Raw genomic sequence first — 16,161 nt, 5'->3', positions numbered from 1 at the left:
AAAGTAACGGTCATTTAAAAACTATCCTCTAAAATTTTATTAATTATTTCTTCTTGGTTTTCTGTCTCCTCTTTCTCCTCTGTCGTTTCTCTCGTTTCTACCGCCAGCAGGTGCTTTTTTCTGTTGTCCTACAAGTGGAGTAAGGTCTCTTTTACCGTAAACCTCTCCTTTCATAATCCAAACTTTAACACCCAACTTACCGTATTGAGTCAATGCTTCACCGATGTGATAATCGATATCTGCACGGAAAGTAGATAAAGGAATTCTTCCTTCTTTGAAGTTTTCAGAACGTGCCATTTCAGCGCCGTTCAATCTTCCAGAGATTTGAACTTTGATTCCTTCTGCACCCATTCTCATTGTAGAAGCGATAGCCATTTTCACAGCTCTTCTGTAAGAGATACGGTTTTCAATTTGTTTAGCAATGCTATCAGCAACTAAAACTGCATCTAACTCAGGTCTTTTGATTTCGAAAATATTGATTTGAATATCCTTACCTGTAAGTTTCTTCAATTCTTCTTTCAATTTATCAACCTCTTGTCCACCTTTACCGATGATCAAACCTGGTCTTGCTGTAGTGATTGTAACTGTTACTAATTTAAGTGTTCTCTCAATATAAATTTTTGAGATACCTCCCTTAGATAATCTTGCTTCAAGGTATCTTCTGATTTTGTAGTCTTCCGCGATTCTGTCTCCATAATCGTTTCCGCCAAACCAGTTAGAATCCCATCCTCTGATGATACCTAATCTGTTACCAATTGGATTTGTCTTCTGTCCCATACCTTGAATTAATTTTTAGTACCTAAGATTAATGTAATGTGGTTTGATCTTTTTCTGATTCTGTAACCTCTACCTTGTGGTGCTGGTCTTAGTCTCTTCAATTGTCTTGCACTGTCTACAAATATTTCTTTAACGATTAGGTTAGCCTCTTCGATATCAGCACCTTCGTTTTTAGACTGCCAGTTTGCGATAGCAGAAAGCAATACTTTTTCTAATTTATTAGAAGCGTCTTTCTTAGAATATTTAAGAATAGATAAAGCTTTTTCTACCTCTACTCCTCTAATGATATCAGCAACTAATCTCATTTTTCTTGGAGAAGATGGGCAATCGTTGTGTAACGCTTTTGCTACATCTTGGTTTGCTATTTTACGTGCTAATGCACTTTCTCTTTTTCTTGATCCCATGATTATCTACCGCCTTTATTTTTGTTACCACCGTGACCTCTGAAAGATCTTGTCGGAGAAAATTCGCCTAATTTGTGTCCAACCATGTTTTCTGTAACGTAAACCGGGATAAAAGATTTCCCGTTGTGTACAGCGATAGTTTGACCTACAAAGTCTGGAGAAATCATAGATGCTCTAGACCAAGTTTTGATTACAGTCTTCTTACCAGACTCTACATTTGCCTGAACCTTCTTATCTAAAGTATGATGAATGAATGGTCCTTTTTTAAGTGATCTTGCCATAATTATTTTCTTTTAGATACGATGTAACGGTTAGACACTTTGTTTTTCTTTCTAGTTTTGTAACCTTTAGCCGGCATACCGTTTCTAGATCTTGGGTGACCTCCAGAAGAACGTCCTTCACCACCTCCCATTGGGTGATCAACTGGGTTCATTACTACTGGTCTTGTTCTTGGTCTTCTACCTAACCATCTGCTTCTACCAGCCTTACCTGATACAGTTAACTGATGATCTGAGTTAGAAACAGAGCCAACCATTGCGATACATTCTGTAAGAATCATTCTAGATTCACCAGAAGGTAACTTAACGATTGCATATTTTCCATCTCTAGAAGTTAATTGAGCTGAAGAACCAGCACTTCTTGCTAAGATTGCACCTTGACCAGGCTTCAATTCGATACAAGAGATTACAGTACCCAATGGAATATTTTTCAATTTCATTGCATTACCTACATTTGGCTCTACATTTTCTCCAGAAACAATTTTCTGATCAACTTTGATCCCGTTTGGAGCGATGATATATCTTTTCTCTCCGTCTGCATACTCTACCAAAGCGATAAAAGCAGTTCTATTTGGATCGTACTCTACAGTTTTTACCGTAGCTTCAACATCGAATTTGTTTCTTTTGAAGTCGATAATTCTGTATTTCTTTTTGTGTCCACCGCCGGTGTAACGCATGGTCATTTTACCAGTTTGGTTACGTCCACCTGACTTTTTAATACCAACTGTTAGAGATTTCTCTGGTTTGTTGGTAGTAATTTCCTCAAAGTTATTAACAACTCTGAATCTCTGTCCCGGGGTGATAGGTTTTAATTTTCTAACAGACATTACTATTATTTATAATTAATTAATTTGTTGCGAAAATATCAATAACTTCTCCAGCAGCTAGTGTTACCACAGCTTTTTTCAATTTATTGGTCTTTCCAACTTGAAGTCCTTTTTTTGTATGTTTAGCAGAAACTTTAGGCGCATAAATCATCGTTCTAACGTCCGCTACTTTTACACCGTAAGCTGCTTCTACAGCACCTTTAATTTGGATCTTGTTTGCTTTTGGAGCAACCAAGAAAGAATAAGCACCTCTTAAATCTGTAAGATAGTTTGCTTTTTCTGAAATAATTGGTTTAATAATTAGTGACATTGATTTATTTCTTTAAGTTGTCCTGAAATTTTTCTACTGCACCTTCTAAGAAGATAATCTCACCTGCGTTGATCAAATCATAAGAAGAAATCTCGTTATAATTCAACACTCTTGTTTTAGGCAAGTTTCTTGAAGACAAATATACATTCTTGTTAGCCTCAGGAAGTACGAATAATGATTTCTTACCTGTAAGAGTCAAAGCATCCAACAATGTGATGAATTCTTTAGTCTTAGGAGCATCAAAACTCAAATTCTCTAAAACTTTGATACTGTTATCTCTCAATTTTTGAGACAAAACAGATTTTTTAGCCAATCTCTTAAGCGCTTTGTTCAATTTGAATCTGTAGTCTCTTGGCTTTGGACCAAAAACTCTACCTCCACCTTTGAAAGTTGGCGACTTGATATCACCATATCTCGCAGATCCTGAACCTTTTTGCTTTTTAAGCTTTCTTGTAGAAGCAGTAATTTCGCTTCTTTCTTTTGATTTATGAGTACCTTGACGCTGCGCAGCAAGATATTGCTTAACCTCTAAGTAAACCGCGTGCTGATTTGGCTCAATTCCGAAAACTGTTTCGTCAAGAGTTACTTTTCTTCCGGTTTCTTTTCCTGATGTATTTAATACTACTAGTTCCATTTCTTGATAATTACATAAGAATTTTTAGCTCCCGGAACAGCACCTTTTACTACTAAAAGATTTTGCTCTTCATCTACTTTTAACACTTGAAGGTTTTGAACAGTTACCTGCTTACCTCCCATTCTACCAGCCATTCTCATCCCTTTGAATACTCTCGAAGGATCCGATCCAGCACCGATAGAACCTGGAGCTCTAAGTCTGTTGTGCTGTCCGTGAGTTGCTTGCATTACACCTCCAAAGCCGTGTCTTTTAACAACACCTTGGAAACCTTTACCTTTAGAAGTTCCTGTTACATCCACGTATTCACCTTCTGCAAACATGTTAACTTCTACTAAATCTCCTGTTTTAACTTCGTGTTCGAATGCATTTCTGAATTCTACCAACTTAGCTTTAGGAGCTGAACCAGCCTTTTTGAAATGACCAGCTAACGCTTTACCAACGTTCTTCTCACTCTTGTCATCGAAACCTAGTTGTACGGCAACATACCCGTCAACCTCTTCGGTTCTGACCTGTAAAACCGAGCATGGACCTGCTTGAATAACTGTACAAGGAATGTTTTTCCCTTCTTCGCTAAACAAAGATGTCATACCGATTTTTTTACCAATAATACCTGACATTATTTATATATATCTATTATATTTAAACTTAGCATTTTAGTGGGTTTCGTAATATTCTATGTCTGAAATAGGCATACTCCTTCCCTAAAATGAGTGTGCAAATTTATGAATATTTTTTATATTGACAAATAAATATTCAGAAATTATTTGATTTTTTGTGAGTTACGAGATTTTGGTGAAAAATTCACTTTTAGACTGAGGTTAAAATGTCAGATTTACAATTCCTGACTTGCATTGTTATATTTGCTATGGTGTTTTTTCTCCGCAGCATCTATAGAATAACATTTATGAATATTCTCTCTTTGCTTGGACAGCTCTGCAATTTTCACAAAATAAGCGTGTAGCTGATCCAACTCTTTTTCCGTCAGATCTTCTATATCTACCATCCTGTTGCTGGCTTGTTTGCTCGCTGCGATGAGTTCATTCAGTTTTAATTGGATGGCTTTACCATCTTTGTTCTGAGCTTTTTGGATTAAGAAAACCATCAGAAATGTAATAATCGTAGTTCCGGTATTGATTACCAGCTGCCAAGTTTCTGAATAATTGAAAACTGGACCACTTACTGCCCACAGCAACACAATCAAAACAGCTCCAATAAATGCGTATGAACTGCCTGTGAAATTAGTAGCCCAATTGGAGAATTTTTCAAATAGATTTTTATTGTTCATTTTTTATTTTCAAAGTTAGACATTAAGGTGGATTGTAAAATGGAATTTATTTTCTGGTTTTTACTTTCAATCTTTCATTTTAATTATTAATATTAGACTTCTTAATTATCAGTTTCTATGAAAAGTATTTTGCAGTGTTTGATTTGTATTTTGCTTCTGACCAATTGCACCAAAACCAACAACAATCACGATTATGGTTTCTACTATTGGCGATCGACTTTTAATCTCAACAAAAACGAACAGCAAACACTCAATAAAAGTAAAGTGGGGAATCTCTACACAAGATTCTTTGATGTTGTTAAACAGAATGACCAATTTTTAGAAGTTGGGATTATTAATATCAACAAAGAAATTTCGACTGACAAAAAAATCGTTCCCGTTATTTTCATCACGAATGAGACTTGGTTCAATATCAAACCAAACGATATTCAGTTTTTGGCTGTTAAGATTAATGAGCGTATTAATAAAATACATTCAAATCATAAGCTTAATCTTGAAAACGAAATCCAAATCGATAGTGATTGGACCGCTTCTACAAAAAATGATTATTTCAAATTTCTGCAAGCACTGAAACAAATTTCGAAGAAAAATATCACCTGCACGCTTCGGCTTCATCAGGTGAAAGATAAATTGCAAACCGGAATTCCGCCGGTTGATAAAATGTACCTGATGTGTTACGCCACGTCTTCGCCTTTGGAAAATCAAGAACAAAATTCAATTCTGGATGTCCGGACTTTGAAGTCCTATCTGCGAAATCTGGAAGATTATCCTATAAAACTGGATATCGCCTTGCCTATCTATTCCTGGGGAATCGTTACCAATCATCTCGGAAAGAAAAAACTGATCAATGCATTAACGGCAGAAGAATTGATGCAAAATAAAAACTTCAAAATGATCAATAAAAATAACTTCGAAGTTCTGAAAGACGATTTCTATTTCGGACTCTATCTTAACAAAGGCTTCAAAATTAAAATCGAGGAGATTGCCGAAAAAGACATTATAGAAAGTCTTAATTTTATAGATGGAAAACTAGACTATCCATTCCATATTATCTACTATCACTTAGATGAGCGATTCACCAAAAACTACAACACCCTTTTCCAATGAAAAAAATAATAATTACCGCTGCCCTCTTTTTAGGATTCAACCAGAGTTATAATGCTTGTGGCTGGTATGATCCAGATTATGATTACTTCAATATCTTTGCGCAGGAAATCATTCACAACAAAACTTACGAACCTTTTCTTCTAACCTACAGCAGTCACTTTTATGGTTACGACTATGATGGCAAGCTTGACAAAAATGTTCCGGATGAGAATATAGAATCCTGGGTTAAATATTTTGACAACAAATTGACGTATGACGAAACCAATGCCCTTATCACAAAGGTAGACATCAAACATCTGAATAACCTTAAGAAAGGACAACTCACGCATCAGCTCTTCCAGAAACTGGGAAAAGGTTTTTATAGCAAATATCAGGAAGCGATGGATTATCTGATTCAGGCGAAGTATATGGAACCTTACATGCGCATCAATTATGTTGAGAATCCCGATTCCTATTCTTACCGGACAAGCGACCCGAAAGACAAAAATGCAACTCAACTGAATTACGCTAAAACAAACGTAGCCTTAATTTCACTTTACAAAGCGGCTACCAATCCGGAAATCAAACTGAGATATGCATACCAGATTGTGCGCTTCAATCATTACTCCAGAAAATATAAAACAGCAATAGATTCTTTCCAGACTTACGTGGAACCGCTGAAGCTGAAAAATCATATGTACTATTATGCACTCGACCAAAAAGCAGGTGCAGAACGCGGGCTGAACCAATTGGACAAAGCTAACTGGGATTTCTTCCAAGTGTTCAAGAATACCAAGAATAAGAAAGAAAGCGCCTACAACTCTATGTTTTTGGCGACAGATAAAGACTTCAACAAAATCTTAGCACAGACCAAAACACCGGAAGACAAGAATATGGCGTACTTCCTATTGGCATACAGCGCTTTCAACAATCCGGTTCCGATTATGAATAAGATGATTGCGAACAATACGGAGTCTGACATTCTGAAAGTCCTTACTGTGCGTGCAATCAATCAGCTGGAGAGGAATTATTTGGTAGTGAATCCTTATTGCAATGATGATCAATGCGAGCATTTCCGAAATAAAAGATTGCCAGTCTATGCTCCGGACAATTATGCAGACGAAAGCAAAGACTTTGCTAAGGAATTGGAAACAACAATTATATCAGCAAAAAATAAACAAGGCAATGATGAATTCTGGCAAATCTGCGAAGCCTATATCAAATTCCTGAATACCGATTACAAAGGAAGTCAAACCATCCTGTCTCAAATCAAAACCACAGATAAACAGTATCTGGCAGAAATAGAGAAATTCAAAATGCTGAATGAGATTGTTTCTCAGCCGACCATCACACCGGCATTTGAAAATCTGATCATGAAAAAATATGCCACAGTTTTTGAGGAAAAAGCTCAAAATAGAAACTGGGAAACGATGCCTGCTACCAAAGATTTTGTACTGGATATCCTTGCCAATCGCTACTTCATAGAAAAGCAAGATGCCAAATCTTTTCTGATGAATAACAGCCTTTCGGACCTTCAGTACAACCCGAACTCAGATTTGGTAAGAAAGGTAGAAGCTTTCTATAAAAAGTCCAACAAAACCGCATTGGAAAATTACCTCGTGAAGAAAATGGAAGATGTTGCCGATCCCCAGTCTTTCTTCAATGTGATCTATGGTGACCGAGCGATGCGATTGGCGGATTTCAAAAAAGCGCAGGAATATTACCAGAAAGCCAAAAACTTCAAAGGTATTCCAAGACTAGTGTACGAATGGAGCAAAGATGGCACAAGCTATGTCCAGAAACCGATGACCTTTGAGAATGGCGTTTATAATGGCTTCAATAATATCTCCAGTCTCGTTTTCGGGTATAATGTTTGGGAGAGTTTCCAGAGTAAGCCAGAAGAATCTATGAAGACGGAAGGTCTTTCCAACTTCCCATTCATTAAAAACAAAATGAACAAAGTAGAACTGGCAGACGCTGTAATCCAATTGGAAAATATAGGAAAAGGGAATGACGACAAAGCCAGACTAGCGAATCAGTTGTTGGGAAATCTGCTTTACAACACTTCGGTTCTCGGTTACTTCCGTGAGTTGTTTGTGATGGATGTCGATAATTATAATGGTCCTAAGTTTGAGTTTGGGAACGAGTTGCAATCGCCATTTTACCTCTATTACAAAAACTTCTCCCGCAGAAGTTATGTAGAAGCGGACAACTTTGACCTCGCTATCAATTACTACAAAAAAGCATTGGACTTGTCAAAGGATAAAGAGAACCAAGCCAGAATCCTGTTCCAGATGGCAAGTGCCGAGCAAGGCAAATATTACCAGTGGGCTGCCAACAATCCACTGAAGATAGAATATAACGATCCGAACTATGATGAAAAGTATAAGCAAAAAGAGTTGCTGTTCAACAAAACCAAGAATGATAAATACAGAACAGCGTTTGCTCAGTTGAAAGCTAACTACAGCCAAACCGCGACTTATAAAAATCTCCAAAGTAGTTGTCTGTATTTTGGGTATTATACCAAAAAGTAGTAAGATTTCGATTTTAATTAATATAAAAAGCCACCTCATATTTTGAGGTGGCTTTGATTTGAGTAAGATTGAGTTATATTATTGTTTAACGAATTTCGTTTTAACAACCGTTCCGTTATCATCAATATTGATGAAGTAAACTCCTTTCGTCAATTGGTTTACTAATACTTTTCCTGTAGCCAAAGTTCCTCTGGAAACCACTTGTCCAGCAGCATTGAAAATCTCGTAAGATGAAGTTGAAGAAACGTTAGAAACATTCAGAACATCTTTTACCGGGTTAGGGTAAACCTGTACTGACTTTTTGTTTACATCATTAACAGCTAATTCAGTTTTAGTAATCGTAAAGTTTGCATCAGAAACATCAAAGAAAATGTTACCATTGGCTTTTACCATAATTCTGGCAGTTGTTGTATCTATATTCGGAAGGATTACAGATTCTGACCCATCATTAGGAACAGATGTTGCTAAAGCAGACCAAGTTGTACCGCCATCTGTAGAAATCAAAATATCTACATTAGCACAATTGACTGGAGCAGCGGTAGTAGAAGCTACATCCCAAGTTACCGTTTGTGTACTGGCACCAGCATAAGTCACAGCTGTATTAGGAACTGTCACTTTGAATGGGCCAGACGCCGCATTAACAGTCACTTTCATATCATCATAAGCATTTGCTCCTCCACCAGTTTTATTATCTCTTACAGTTAATCTGAAATTAAGGGTTCTTGCTACATTTGGAAGATATTCAACGTTCAATTCTGTTCCAACTGTAAATAAACTTCCTGCTAAAACAGTAGTCATATTTGGGAAATATCTTGTTGGTGAAGTTGTTGGTAAGTAGGATCTGAAATTAACACCAGATGTCTTGGTTGCCGTTGGGTTAGCAGTAGTGGAGTTTTGAAGATCAAATTGTTCCCAGTCATAAGTAAGCGCATCTCCATTGGCATCTGTAGCAGAACCAGTCAATGCAAAAGGTGTACTCTTAGGAATAGTATAATCTGCACCTGCATTTGCAACAGGAGCCGCATTGCCTGTAGCCGTATTTACACCGCAATTACCGGCTGTACTTTTCATATAATTTGTAATATCTCTAATAGATGCAGAGTGGAAATAAGCGTCAGAATGTGGCTGAACATCCTTACTTGTAATACCTGCATAGCCCATTATCGTAGAACCAGAACCTGGCTCCATCTGGGAAGGATTACCCTCCGCACCATGAGTAAAGGTGTGCCATCCACCAAATTGATGTCCAATTTCGTGTGCAACATAATCAATATCAAAATTATCTCCAGATGGAGCACCAGAACCTGGAGATGTAAATCCTTGTCCCTTGTGATCATACCATTGGTAAGTAGAGTTATATGCATTGGTACTATTACATACACAACCTATACATCCTGCCGATCCACCACCGCCAGAACGTCCAAATAAATGCCCTATATCATATTTTGCATCGCCGATCCCGTAGGTTGTCCCCATCAAAACAGCTTTTAATTCATCATTCCAAGCACCAGAAGCTCCAGTAGAGGCTGGTGAATATGGGTCTGTACTAGAATTAGTAAAGATAATATTTTCTTCCTCGGCAATTAGATTCATATGAATTGCAAACTCATTTTCAAAAACACCGTTTACACGAGTCATTGTTGTATTCATTCTAGCTAATGCGTTAGCTACTGATCCAGCCCAAGCGCCATATTCTCCTGTACAAGAAAGTGCTAGTCTATAAGTTCTCAATAATCCATCATCCGCACTTTTGCTATCTGCATTTTGAGAATTGCCTTTTACCGTATTTGGAAGTTTACATTCAAATTCTTTGGCTATACCTTTATCATCTGTTCTTTTGAAAACAACATATGAGGATAAATCTGTTGCATAAGGTTCTATGATATCCATAGTTTTATCGCTATGCATTTCCATAGTAGACAATCCAAGAGGAGAAACACTGAAATAAATTTTAGAATTTCCAAATACACTTTCTCCAACATACGAACGAATATCCGTATATTTTGCCTGCAAAGCCGGTTCGAAATTCGACTTTTCATAGATTCTGAAATCTTCGAATTCGCCATTAGAGTCTGGGAAACTCACAATAATTTTTGACTTTACATACTCTGTACTTTTTGGAGCACCTTGCAATGTATTTTTCAGTGCCGTATAATCCAAAGCATACAAACTTGGATTCTTAAGAAACTGCTTACTTTCTTCAACAGCAGATTTGTTTGAAATAGTTGTTTTTTTCCACAACTTTCCATTTTGCGCAAATCCAGCCAGGGAAACCGAAATCAGCGCAAATGATAAAACTTTCTTCATATTTTTAAAATTAAGTCGACAAATGTAATGTTTTATTATCAATATATTGTTAATTTTAAAATAACATTATAATTTTAACAAATCAATTCAATTTATCTATAAAAATCTGTTGTTTTGATAAAATTTCTAAATATAATTTTAAGCTTATTTTAAGGTATCATAATTTATTACTAACAAAAAAATCCCTCTTCTTTCGAAAAGGGATTTATATTAAGATGATAAGCCAAAAGGCTCAATTATCACACTTTAATTTCTACGTCAACTCCTGAAGGAAGTTCTAATTTCATTAGAGCATCAACAGTTTTAGAAGAAGAAGAGTAGATATCCATCAATCTCTTGTGAGCTGATAATTGGAACTGCTCTCTAGCTTTCTTGTTTACGTGCGGAGATCTCAACACTGTGAAGATTCTCTTATTCGTTGGCAATGGAATCGGACCGTTTACAACAGCACCAGTAGCCTTTACCGTTTTTACGATTTTCTCAGCAGACTTGTCTACCAAGTTGTAATCGTAAGATTTAAGTTTTATTCTGATTCTTTGTGACATTTCTTGTACTTTAAAAAATTAACCTTTTGCTTTTGCGATGATATCGTCAGCAACGTTTTGAGGAGTAGCTTGGTATTTCTCTAATTCCATAGAAGAAGTAGCTCTTCCTGATGAAAGTGTTCTTAGAGTAGTAACATATCCAAACATTTCAGAAAGTGGAACTGAACCTTTGATTACAACAGCACCGTTCTTTTCTTCCTGACCACTGATCGTACCTCTTCTCTTGTTAAGGTCACCAATGATGTTACCCATATATTCTTCAGGAGTTACAACCTCCAGTTTCATAATAGGCTCCATAATTACTGGTTTAGCAGCACGCCCCGCTTCTTTGAATCCTAATTTTGCAGCCATTTCGAAAGAAAGAGCATCAGAATCCACCGCGTGGAAAGATCCATCTTTAAGAGTAACTTTAATACCTTCAACTTCGAAACCAGCCAATGGACCGTTCTTCATTGCAGCTTTAAATCCTTTTTCAATTGCAGGAACAAATTCTCTAGGAACGTTACCACCTTTGATCTCATTGATGAATTCTAAACCAACTTTACCTTCGTCTGCAGGTCCTAGTTCAAATACGATATCAGCAAATTTACCTTTACCACCAGACTGCTTTTTGTAAACTTCTCTGTGGCTGGCAACTTTTGTTAAGTTTTCTTTGTACTCTACCTGAGGTTGTCCTTGGTTTACTTCAACCTTGAACTCTCTTTTCATACGGTCTACAATGATATCTAAGTGAAGCTCACCCATACCAGAGATGATCGTTTGTCCAGAAGCCTCGTCAGTTCTCACTGTGAAAGTAGGATCTTCTTCAGCCAATTTAGCTAGAGCGTTACCCATTTTATCTTGGTCAGCCTTAGTTTTAGGCTCAACAGCAATACCAATTACCGGATCAGGGAAAACCATCGATTCAAGAACGATTGGGTTTTTCTCGTCACACATTGTATCACCTGTCTTGATAGATTTGAATCCAACAGCAGCACCAATATCACCAGCTTCAATATATTCTACCGGGTTTTGCTTATTTGCGTGCATCTGATAGATTCTAGAGATTCTTTCTTTATCTCCTGAACGAGTGTTCAAGATATAAGAACCTGCATCTAGTCTTCCAGAGTATGCTCTGAAGAATGCTAATCTTCCCACGAACGGGTCAGTAGCAATTTTAAATGCTAATGCTGCGAAAGGCTCATCTACAGATGGCTTTCTTGTGATTTCAGCATCAGTTCTTGGGTCAGTACCTTTGATATCATCTTTATCCAATGGAGAAGGCAAATATTTACATACTGCATCCAACATAAATTGTACTCCTTTGTTCTTAAATGAAGAACCACAAGTCATTGGGATAATAGATAAGTCGATAGTAGCAGCTCTCAATGCAGCATTGATTTCTTCTTCTGTAATTGAATCCGGATCTTCGAAGAATTTCTCCATCAAAGTTTCGTCATATTCAGAAACAGCTTCTACTAATTTCTCTCTGTATTCAAGAACTTCATCCTTCATATCTTCCGGAATTGGAACTACCTCGAAAGTAGCACCTTGTCCAGCTTCATCCCAGATGATCGCTCTGTTTTTAATTAAGTCAACTACACCTTTGAAATCTTCTTCAGCACCGATTGGTAAAACGATTGGAACTGCGTTAGATCCTAACATTTCTTTAACCTGGTTTACCACGTTAAGGAAGTCAGCACCTTGTCTGTCCATTTTGTTTACGAATCCCATTCTAGCAACTTTGTAGTTGTCAGCAAGTCTCCAGTTTGTTTCAGACTGAGGCTCTACTCCATCTACTGCAGAGAATAAGAATACCAATCCATCCAGTACTCTCAAAGATCTGTTTACTTCTACCGTGAAGTCAACGTGTCCCGGTGTATCGATGATGTTGAAGTGGTAAGGTTTAGTTTCCGGAAGTGGTTTTCCCTGGTCTGTTGGGAAATTCCAAGAACAAGTAGTTGCAGCAGAAGTAATAGTAATACCTCTTTCTGCTTCCTGCTCCATCCAGTCCATTGTAGAAGCACCATCGTGAACTTCTCCAATCTTGTGGTTTACACCTGTATAGAATAAAATTCTTTCTGTAGTGGTAGTTTTACCAGCATCAATGTGTGCGGCAATACCAATATTTCTTGTAAATTTAAGATCTCTACTCATTTCTAATTAGAATTTAAAGTGTGAGAAAGCCTTGTTAGCTTCCGCCATTTTGTGAGTATCAGATTTCTTTTTGAAAGCCGCACCTTCTTCTCTTGAAGCAGCTACAACTTCGTTAGCTAATTTCAAAGCCATAGACTTATCATTTCTAGCTTTAGAATACTTGATTAACCATTTCATTGCCATAGAAATTTTTCTATCCGCTCTGATTGGCATAGGAATCTGGAAGTTAGCTCCACCTACTCTTCTAGAACGTACTTCTACGTGAGGCATAACGTTTGTTAATGCATCTTTCCAGATTTCTAATGAAGTTTTTTCAGTCTCTCCTTTTTTAGTTTCTACGATATCCAATGCATCATAGAATATTTTGAATGCGATAGATTTTTTACCATCTAGCATCAAGTTGTTTACGAATCTAGTTACCAATTGATCATTAAATTTTGGATCTGGTAACAACGGTCTTTTTTTCGCTTTTGTCTTTCTCATTGTTTCTGTACCTTATTTAATGATTACTTTTTCTTACCTTTAGCTGGTGCAGCAGCTGCCTGACCTGGTTTTGGTCTCTTAGCTCCGTACTTAGATCTTCTTTGTGTTCTTCCGTTCACTCCAGCAGTATCCAACGCACCTCTTACGATGTGGTATCTAACTCCTGGTAAATCCTTAACTCTCCCTCCGCGTACCAATACTATCGAGTGCTCTTGAAGATTATGTCCTTCGCCCGGGATATAGGCGTTAACTTCTTTACCGTTTGAAAGTCTTACCCTTGCAACTTTTCTAAGTGCAGAGTTAGGTTTCTTAGGAGTGGTAGTATATACTCTCGTACATACACCTCGTCTTTGTGGACAAGAATCAAGGGCAGCCGATTTACTCTTCTTGGTAAGTGCGACTCTTCCTTTTCTAACTAATTGTTGAATAGTAGGCATTTAATTGCTTTTTATTTTAGGCTGCAAAAATATGAATAATTTTTTAATCCACAAGTAGTTATGAAAATTTAATTTATGATAGAATTTTCCAATATTTATTTTGAATGAAAGCAAAGCTAAAGTTTATTTCAAGATCAATTCTGAAGTGTAAAGCACCTGAGACTTATCTTTTACTGTATCATACTTCAACCATTTAATTTTTGGATTGATGCTTCCAGCAAGGTCTTGCTTCAAATTTCCTTTCTGATTATTAGTATGATTGTAGCGGAAAGTTTTGTTAATAATAGGTATATGATATGTTGTGTAAATTTCAGCTCCTTCTCTTTCATTGTTTATCAAAAATTTTCTATTAGCGAATTTTGGCATTTGAGATTCTATTTGATTTTTATTATCAAGATAATTTGTAGGATTTTTCAAACTATAAATAGTTATAAAAGCCAAAAAGAAACATGCTATTCTAAAAATTCTTTTATCAGAATTTTTTGTTTTGAAATACAATATCAGAAAAGAAAAAAATATGCACACATTAGCTGCAGCCATCATTCTTGTATTCATTTCTTCAATTTGCTGAAACCAACCGGAAGCAATTAAACAACAAGCATAACAAACAGCTGTTACCCATAAAAACATGTGAAAAGAATAAGCATTTGTTTCTTTCGCTTTCTTGAAAAATTTTAAAAAGTGTATTAAAACAAAGATGTCTATCAATAGTATAAAACATTGAAAGGTTAGACTAAGAAAGCTATTAGAGGCTGGCTTAAGACCAATGTAAGGATTGATAGAATTGGCAGTTCCTAACAAGTCTCTTAATACATACACAGGCAGCATCTCAGCCGGTTTACCTCTCAGATTCTCCCCAGTTAAACTTCCAAATTCTGTAATGTTAAACAAGAGATATCCTGTAATTCCCAATCCTGAAATAATAACAATGGTAATAAGACCAAATAGCTTTTGTTTATCCCAATTTTTAAAAAAGAAAATAGCCGTGAAAATCAACAATGACAAATAAATATAAATTCCAGAATATCTTACAGTAAACATTCCGAACAAAATTAATGAAGCGAAAATACAATCTTTATATCGCAACGTTTTTCTGACAAGAATCTGATACAAGAAATAAATCAAGAAATAAAACAGAAATATAAACAGGCTTTCTGAAATTGCCATAAAAAAAACAAACAAAAAAGTCTTTCCTGTAAAAAGCAATATTGTTTCCTTAAAATAAAATTTTCTGATGTATGAAAACAAAAAGATTACAAGAATCATAGAAGTATTCAAAAACTTATAAGCCCAAAAATAATCTTTGAAAAGTTCGTAAAAACCTCTCAAAGCAATAGGATACCCTAAAGGAAACAAATCTGTTTCTGGTTTTGGAAGATCAGAAGCAATCCCAAAGTATGACAAACTATCTACATAAACCCCTCCCGAAGGAAGAAAAAAGCTATGAACGAAATTCAGAATTAAAATGAATACAGCTAAAACTATATACTTTGTCATTTTTTAAATTATAATCACAATAATAAGAATTTTTATTTTTTTTCTAAAAAACAATTATAACTTTATTCAATATTATAAAAAAGTTTCGGCACAGAATTTTCTTTTCAAAAAACTTAATCAACATTTAATAAATTATGAAAAATGCGGCATTAATCGGACTAAAGGAAGCTGATTGCAAAAACATTGCAGAAAAACTAAATACATTATTAGCTAACTATTCTGTCTTCTATCAAAATACCAGAGGATCACACTGGAATATAAAAGGAGAACAATTTTTCACACTTCATCCAAAATTCGAAGAGTTATATAATAGTTTAGTTCTTAAAATAGATGAAATAGCTGAGAGAATCCTAACATTAGGAGCAACTCCGGTGCACAATTATTCTGATTACTTAAAAGTTTCTACTATCAAAGAGAGCCAAGAAGTAAGTGATGGCAATAAAAGTGTCGAAATTATTTTAAATTCTTTTAAAATTGTTATTGATCTTCAAAGAGAACTTCTGGACATTACAGACGAAGCGGGAGACGAAGGAACTAACTCTCAAATGAGCGATTATATTACCGAGCAAGAAAAAGAAGTATGGATGTATAATTCTTATCTAGGAAAATAAATTCGTATAA

The 16,161-nt window shown here is 36.0% G+C and carries 17 protein-coding genes; 3 read left to right on the top strand and 14 right to left on the bottom strand.

Annotation, left to right across the window (positions count from 1 at the left end; all coding sequences use genetic code 11):
• Positions 1 to 39: 39 nt before the first annotated feature.
• The 8 genes from rpsC to BUR19_RS15530 form a co-directional block, all read right to left on the bottom strand.
• The gene (gene rpsC / locus BUR19_RS15565) at positions 40 to 777 is read right to left on the bottom strand and encodes a 30S ribosomal protein S3 (protein ID WP_074236352.1); all 738 of its coding nucleotides are present in this window, start codon (positions 775 to 777) and stop codon (positions 40 to 42) included.
• Positions 778 to 785: 8 nt separating this feature from the next.
• Positions 786 to 1,181, bottom strand: coding sequence for a 50S ribosomal protein L22 (rplV, locus tag BUR19_RS15560; protein ID WP_074236351.1), 396 nt, complete (start codon positions 1,179 to 1,181; stop codon positions 786 to 788).
• Positions 1,182 to 1,183: 2 nt separating this feature from the next.
• Positions 1,184 to 1,462 carry a 30S ribosomal protein S19 gene (rpsS, locus tag BUR19_RS15555; RefSeq protein WP_027383317.1) on the bottom strand — a complete coding sequence of 93 codons (279 nt, stop codon included), beginning with the start codon at positions 1,460 to 1,462 and terminating at the stop codon, positions 1,184 to 1,186.
• Between the two features lie 2 nt (positions 1,463 to 1,464).
• Positions 1,465 to 2,286 (bottom strand): 50S ribosomal protein L2, encoded by an 822-nt coding sequence (rplB, locus tag BUR19_RS15550; RefSeq protein ID WP_074236350.1) that lies wholly within the window; start codon positions 2,284 to 2,286, stop codon positions 1,465 to 1,467.
• A gap of 19 nt (positions 2,287 to 2,305) precedes the next feature.
• Positions 2,306 to 2,596 carry a 50S ribosomal protein L23 gene (gene rplW / locus BUR19_RS15545; RefSeq protein WP_074236349.1) on the bottom strand — a complete coding sequence of 97 codons (291 nt, stop codon included), beginning with the start codon at positions 2,594 to 2,596 and terminating at the stop codon, positions 2,306 to 2,308.
• A 4-nt stretch (positions 2,597 to 2,600) separates the two neighbouring features.
• Positions 2,601 to 3,230 carry a 50S ribosomal protein L4 gene (gene rplD / locus BUR19_RS15540; RefSeq protein WP_074236348.1) on the bottom strand — a complete coding sequence of 210 codons (630 nt, stop codon included), beginning with the start codon at positions 3,228 to 3,230 and terminating at the stop codon, positions 2,601 to 2,603.
• Positions 3,221 to 3,847, bottom strand: a complete 627-nt coding sequence (rplC, locus tag BUR19_RS15535) for a 50S ribosomal protein L3 (protein ID WP_074236347.1) — start codon at positions 3,845 to 3,847, stop codon at positions 3,221 to 3,223. The genes rplD and rplC overlap by 10 nt, the downstream gene beginning before the upstream one ends.
• Positions 3,848 to 4,062: 215 nt before the next feature.
• Positions 4,063 to 4,515, bottom strand: coding sequence for a low affinity iron permease family protein (locus tag BUR19_RS15530; protein WP_074236346.1), 453 nt, complete (start codon positions 4,513 to 4,515; stop codon positions 4,063 to 4,065).
• A 117-nt stretch (positions 4,516 to 4,632) separates the two neighbouring features.
• Here BUR19_RS15530 and BUR19_RS15525 point away from each other — a divergent pair, with 117 nt between their 5' ends.
• Positions 4,633 to 5,622: a hypothetical protein gene (locus BUR19_RS15525; protein WP_074236345.1), complete on the top strand. Its 990-nt coding sequence runs from the start codon at positions 4,633 to 4,635 to the stop codon at positions 5,620 to 5,622.
• Complete coding sequence (locus BUR19_RS15520) at positions 5,619 to 8,135, top strand: hypothetical protein (protein ID WP_074236344.1); 2,517 nt, start codon at positions 5,619 to 5,621, stop codon at positions 8,133 to 8,135. Before BUR19_RS15525 ends, BUR19_RS15520 begins: the two co-directional genes overlap by 4 nt.
• Before the next feature lie 78 nt (positions 8,136 to 8,213).
• Here BUR19_RS15520 and BUR19_RS15515 read toward each other — a convergent pair whose 3' ends face one another.
• The 6 genes from BUR19_RS15515 to BUR19_RS15490 form a co-directional block, all read right to left on the bottom strand.
• Positions 8,214 to 10,442 (bottom strand): zinc-dependent metalloprotease, encoded by a 2,229-nt coding sequence (locus BUR19_RS15515; protein WP_074236343.1) that lies wholly within the window; start codon positions 10,440 to 10,442, stop codon positions 8,214 to 8,216.
• Positions 10,443 to 10,681: 239 nt separating this feature from the next.
• Positions 10,682 to 10,987 (bottom strand): 30S ribosomal protein S10, encoded by a 306-nt coding sequence (gene rpsJ, locus BUR19_RS15510; RefSeq protein WP_002661363.1) that lies wholly within the window; start codon positions 10,985 to 10,987, stop codon positions 10,682 to 10,684.
• Positions 10,988 to 11,005: 18 nt separating this feature from the next.
• A complete protein-coding gene (gene fusA / locus BUR19_RS15505) occupies positions 11,006 to 13,123 on the bottom strand; it encodes an elongation factor G (protein WP_074236342.1) in 2,118 nt (705 codons plus the stop codon).
• Positions 13,124 to 13,129: 6 nt separating this feature from the next.
• On the bottom strand, positions 13,130 to 13,606 hold the full coding sequence (gene rpsG / locus BUR19_RS15500; RefSeq protein ID WP_074236341.1) for a 30S ribosomal protein S7: 477 nt from the start codon (positions 13,604 to 13,606) through the stop codon (positions 13,130 to 13,132).
• 23 nt (positions 13,607 to 13,629) lie between these two features.
• Entirely contained in the window at positions 13,630 to 14,043 is a 414-nt protein-coding gene (gene rpsL / locus BUR19_RS15495) for a 30S ribosomal protein S12 (RefSeq protein WP_031503575.1), read from the bottom strand.
• A gap of 123 nt (positions 14,044 to 14,166) precedes the next feature.
• Positions 14,167 to 15,540: a hypothetical protein gene (locus tag BUR19_RS15490; protein WP_074236340.1), complete on the bottom strand. Its 1,374-nt coding sequence runs from the start codon at positions 15,538 to 15,540 to the stop codon at positions 14,167 to 14,169.
• A 134-nt stretch (positions 15,541 to 15,674) separates the two neighbouring features.
• Between BUR19_RS15490 and BUR19_RS15485 the strand changes: the two genes are divergently transcribed.
• Positions 15,675 to 16,151, top strand: coding sequence for a Dps family protein (locus BUR19_RS15485; protein ID WP_074236339.1), 477 nt, complete (start codon positions 15,675 to 15,677; stop codon positions 16,149 to 16,151).
• Positions 16,152 to 16,161: the final 10 nt, after the last annotated feature.

Source organism: Epilithonimonas zeae, from assembly GCF_900141765.1.
Lineage (GTDB): Bacteria > Bacteroidota > Bacteroidia > Flavobacteriales > Weeksellaceae > Epilithonimonas > Epilithonimonas zeae.
The sequence above is the reverse complement of the archived record's forward strand: the minus strand, read 5'-3'. Positions and strand labels throughout refer to the sequence as shown.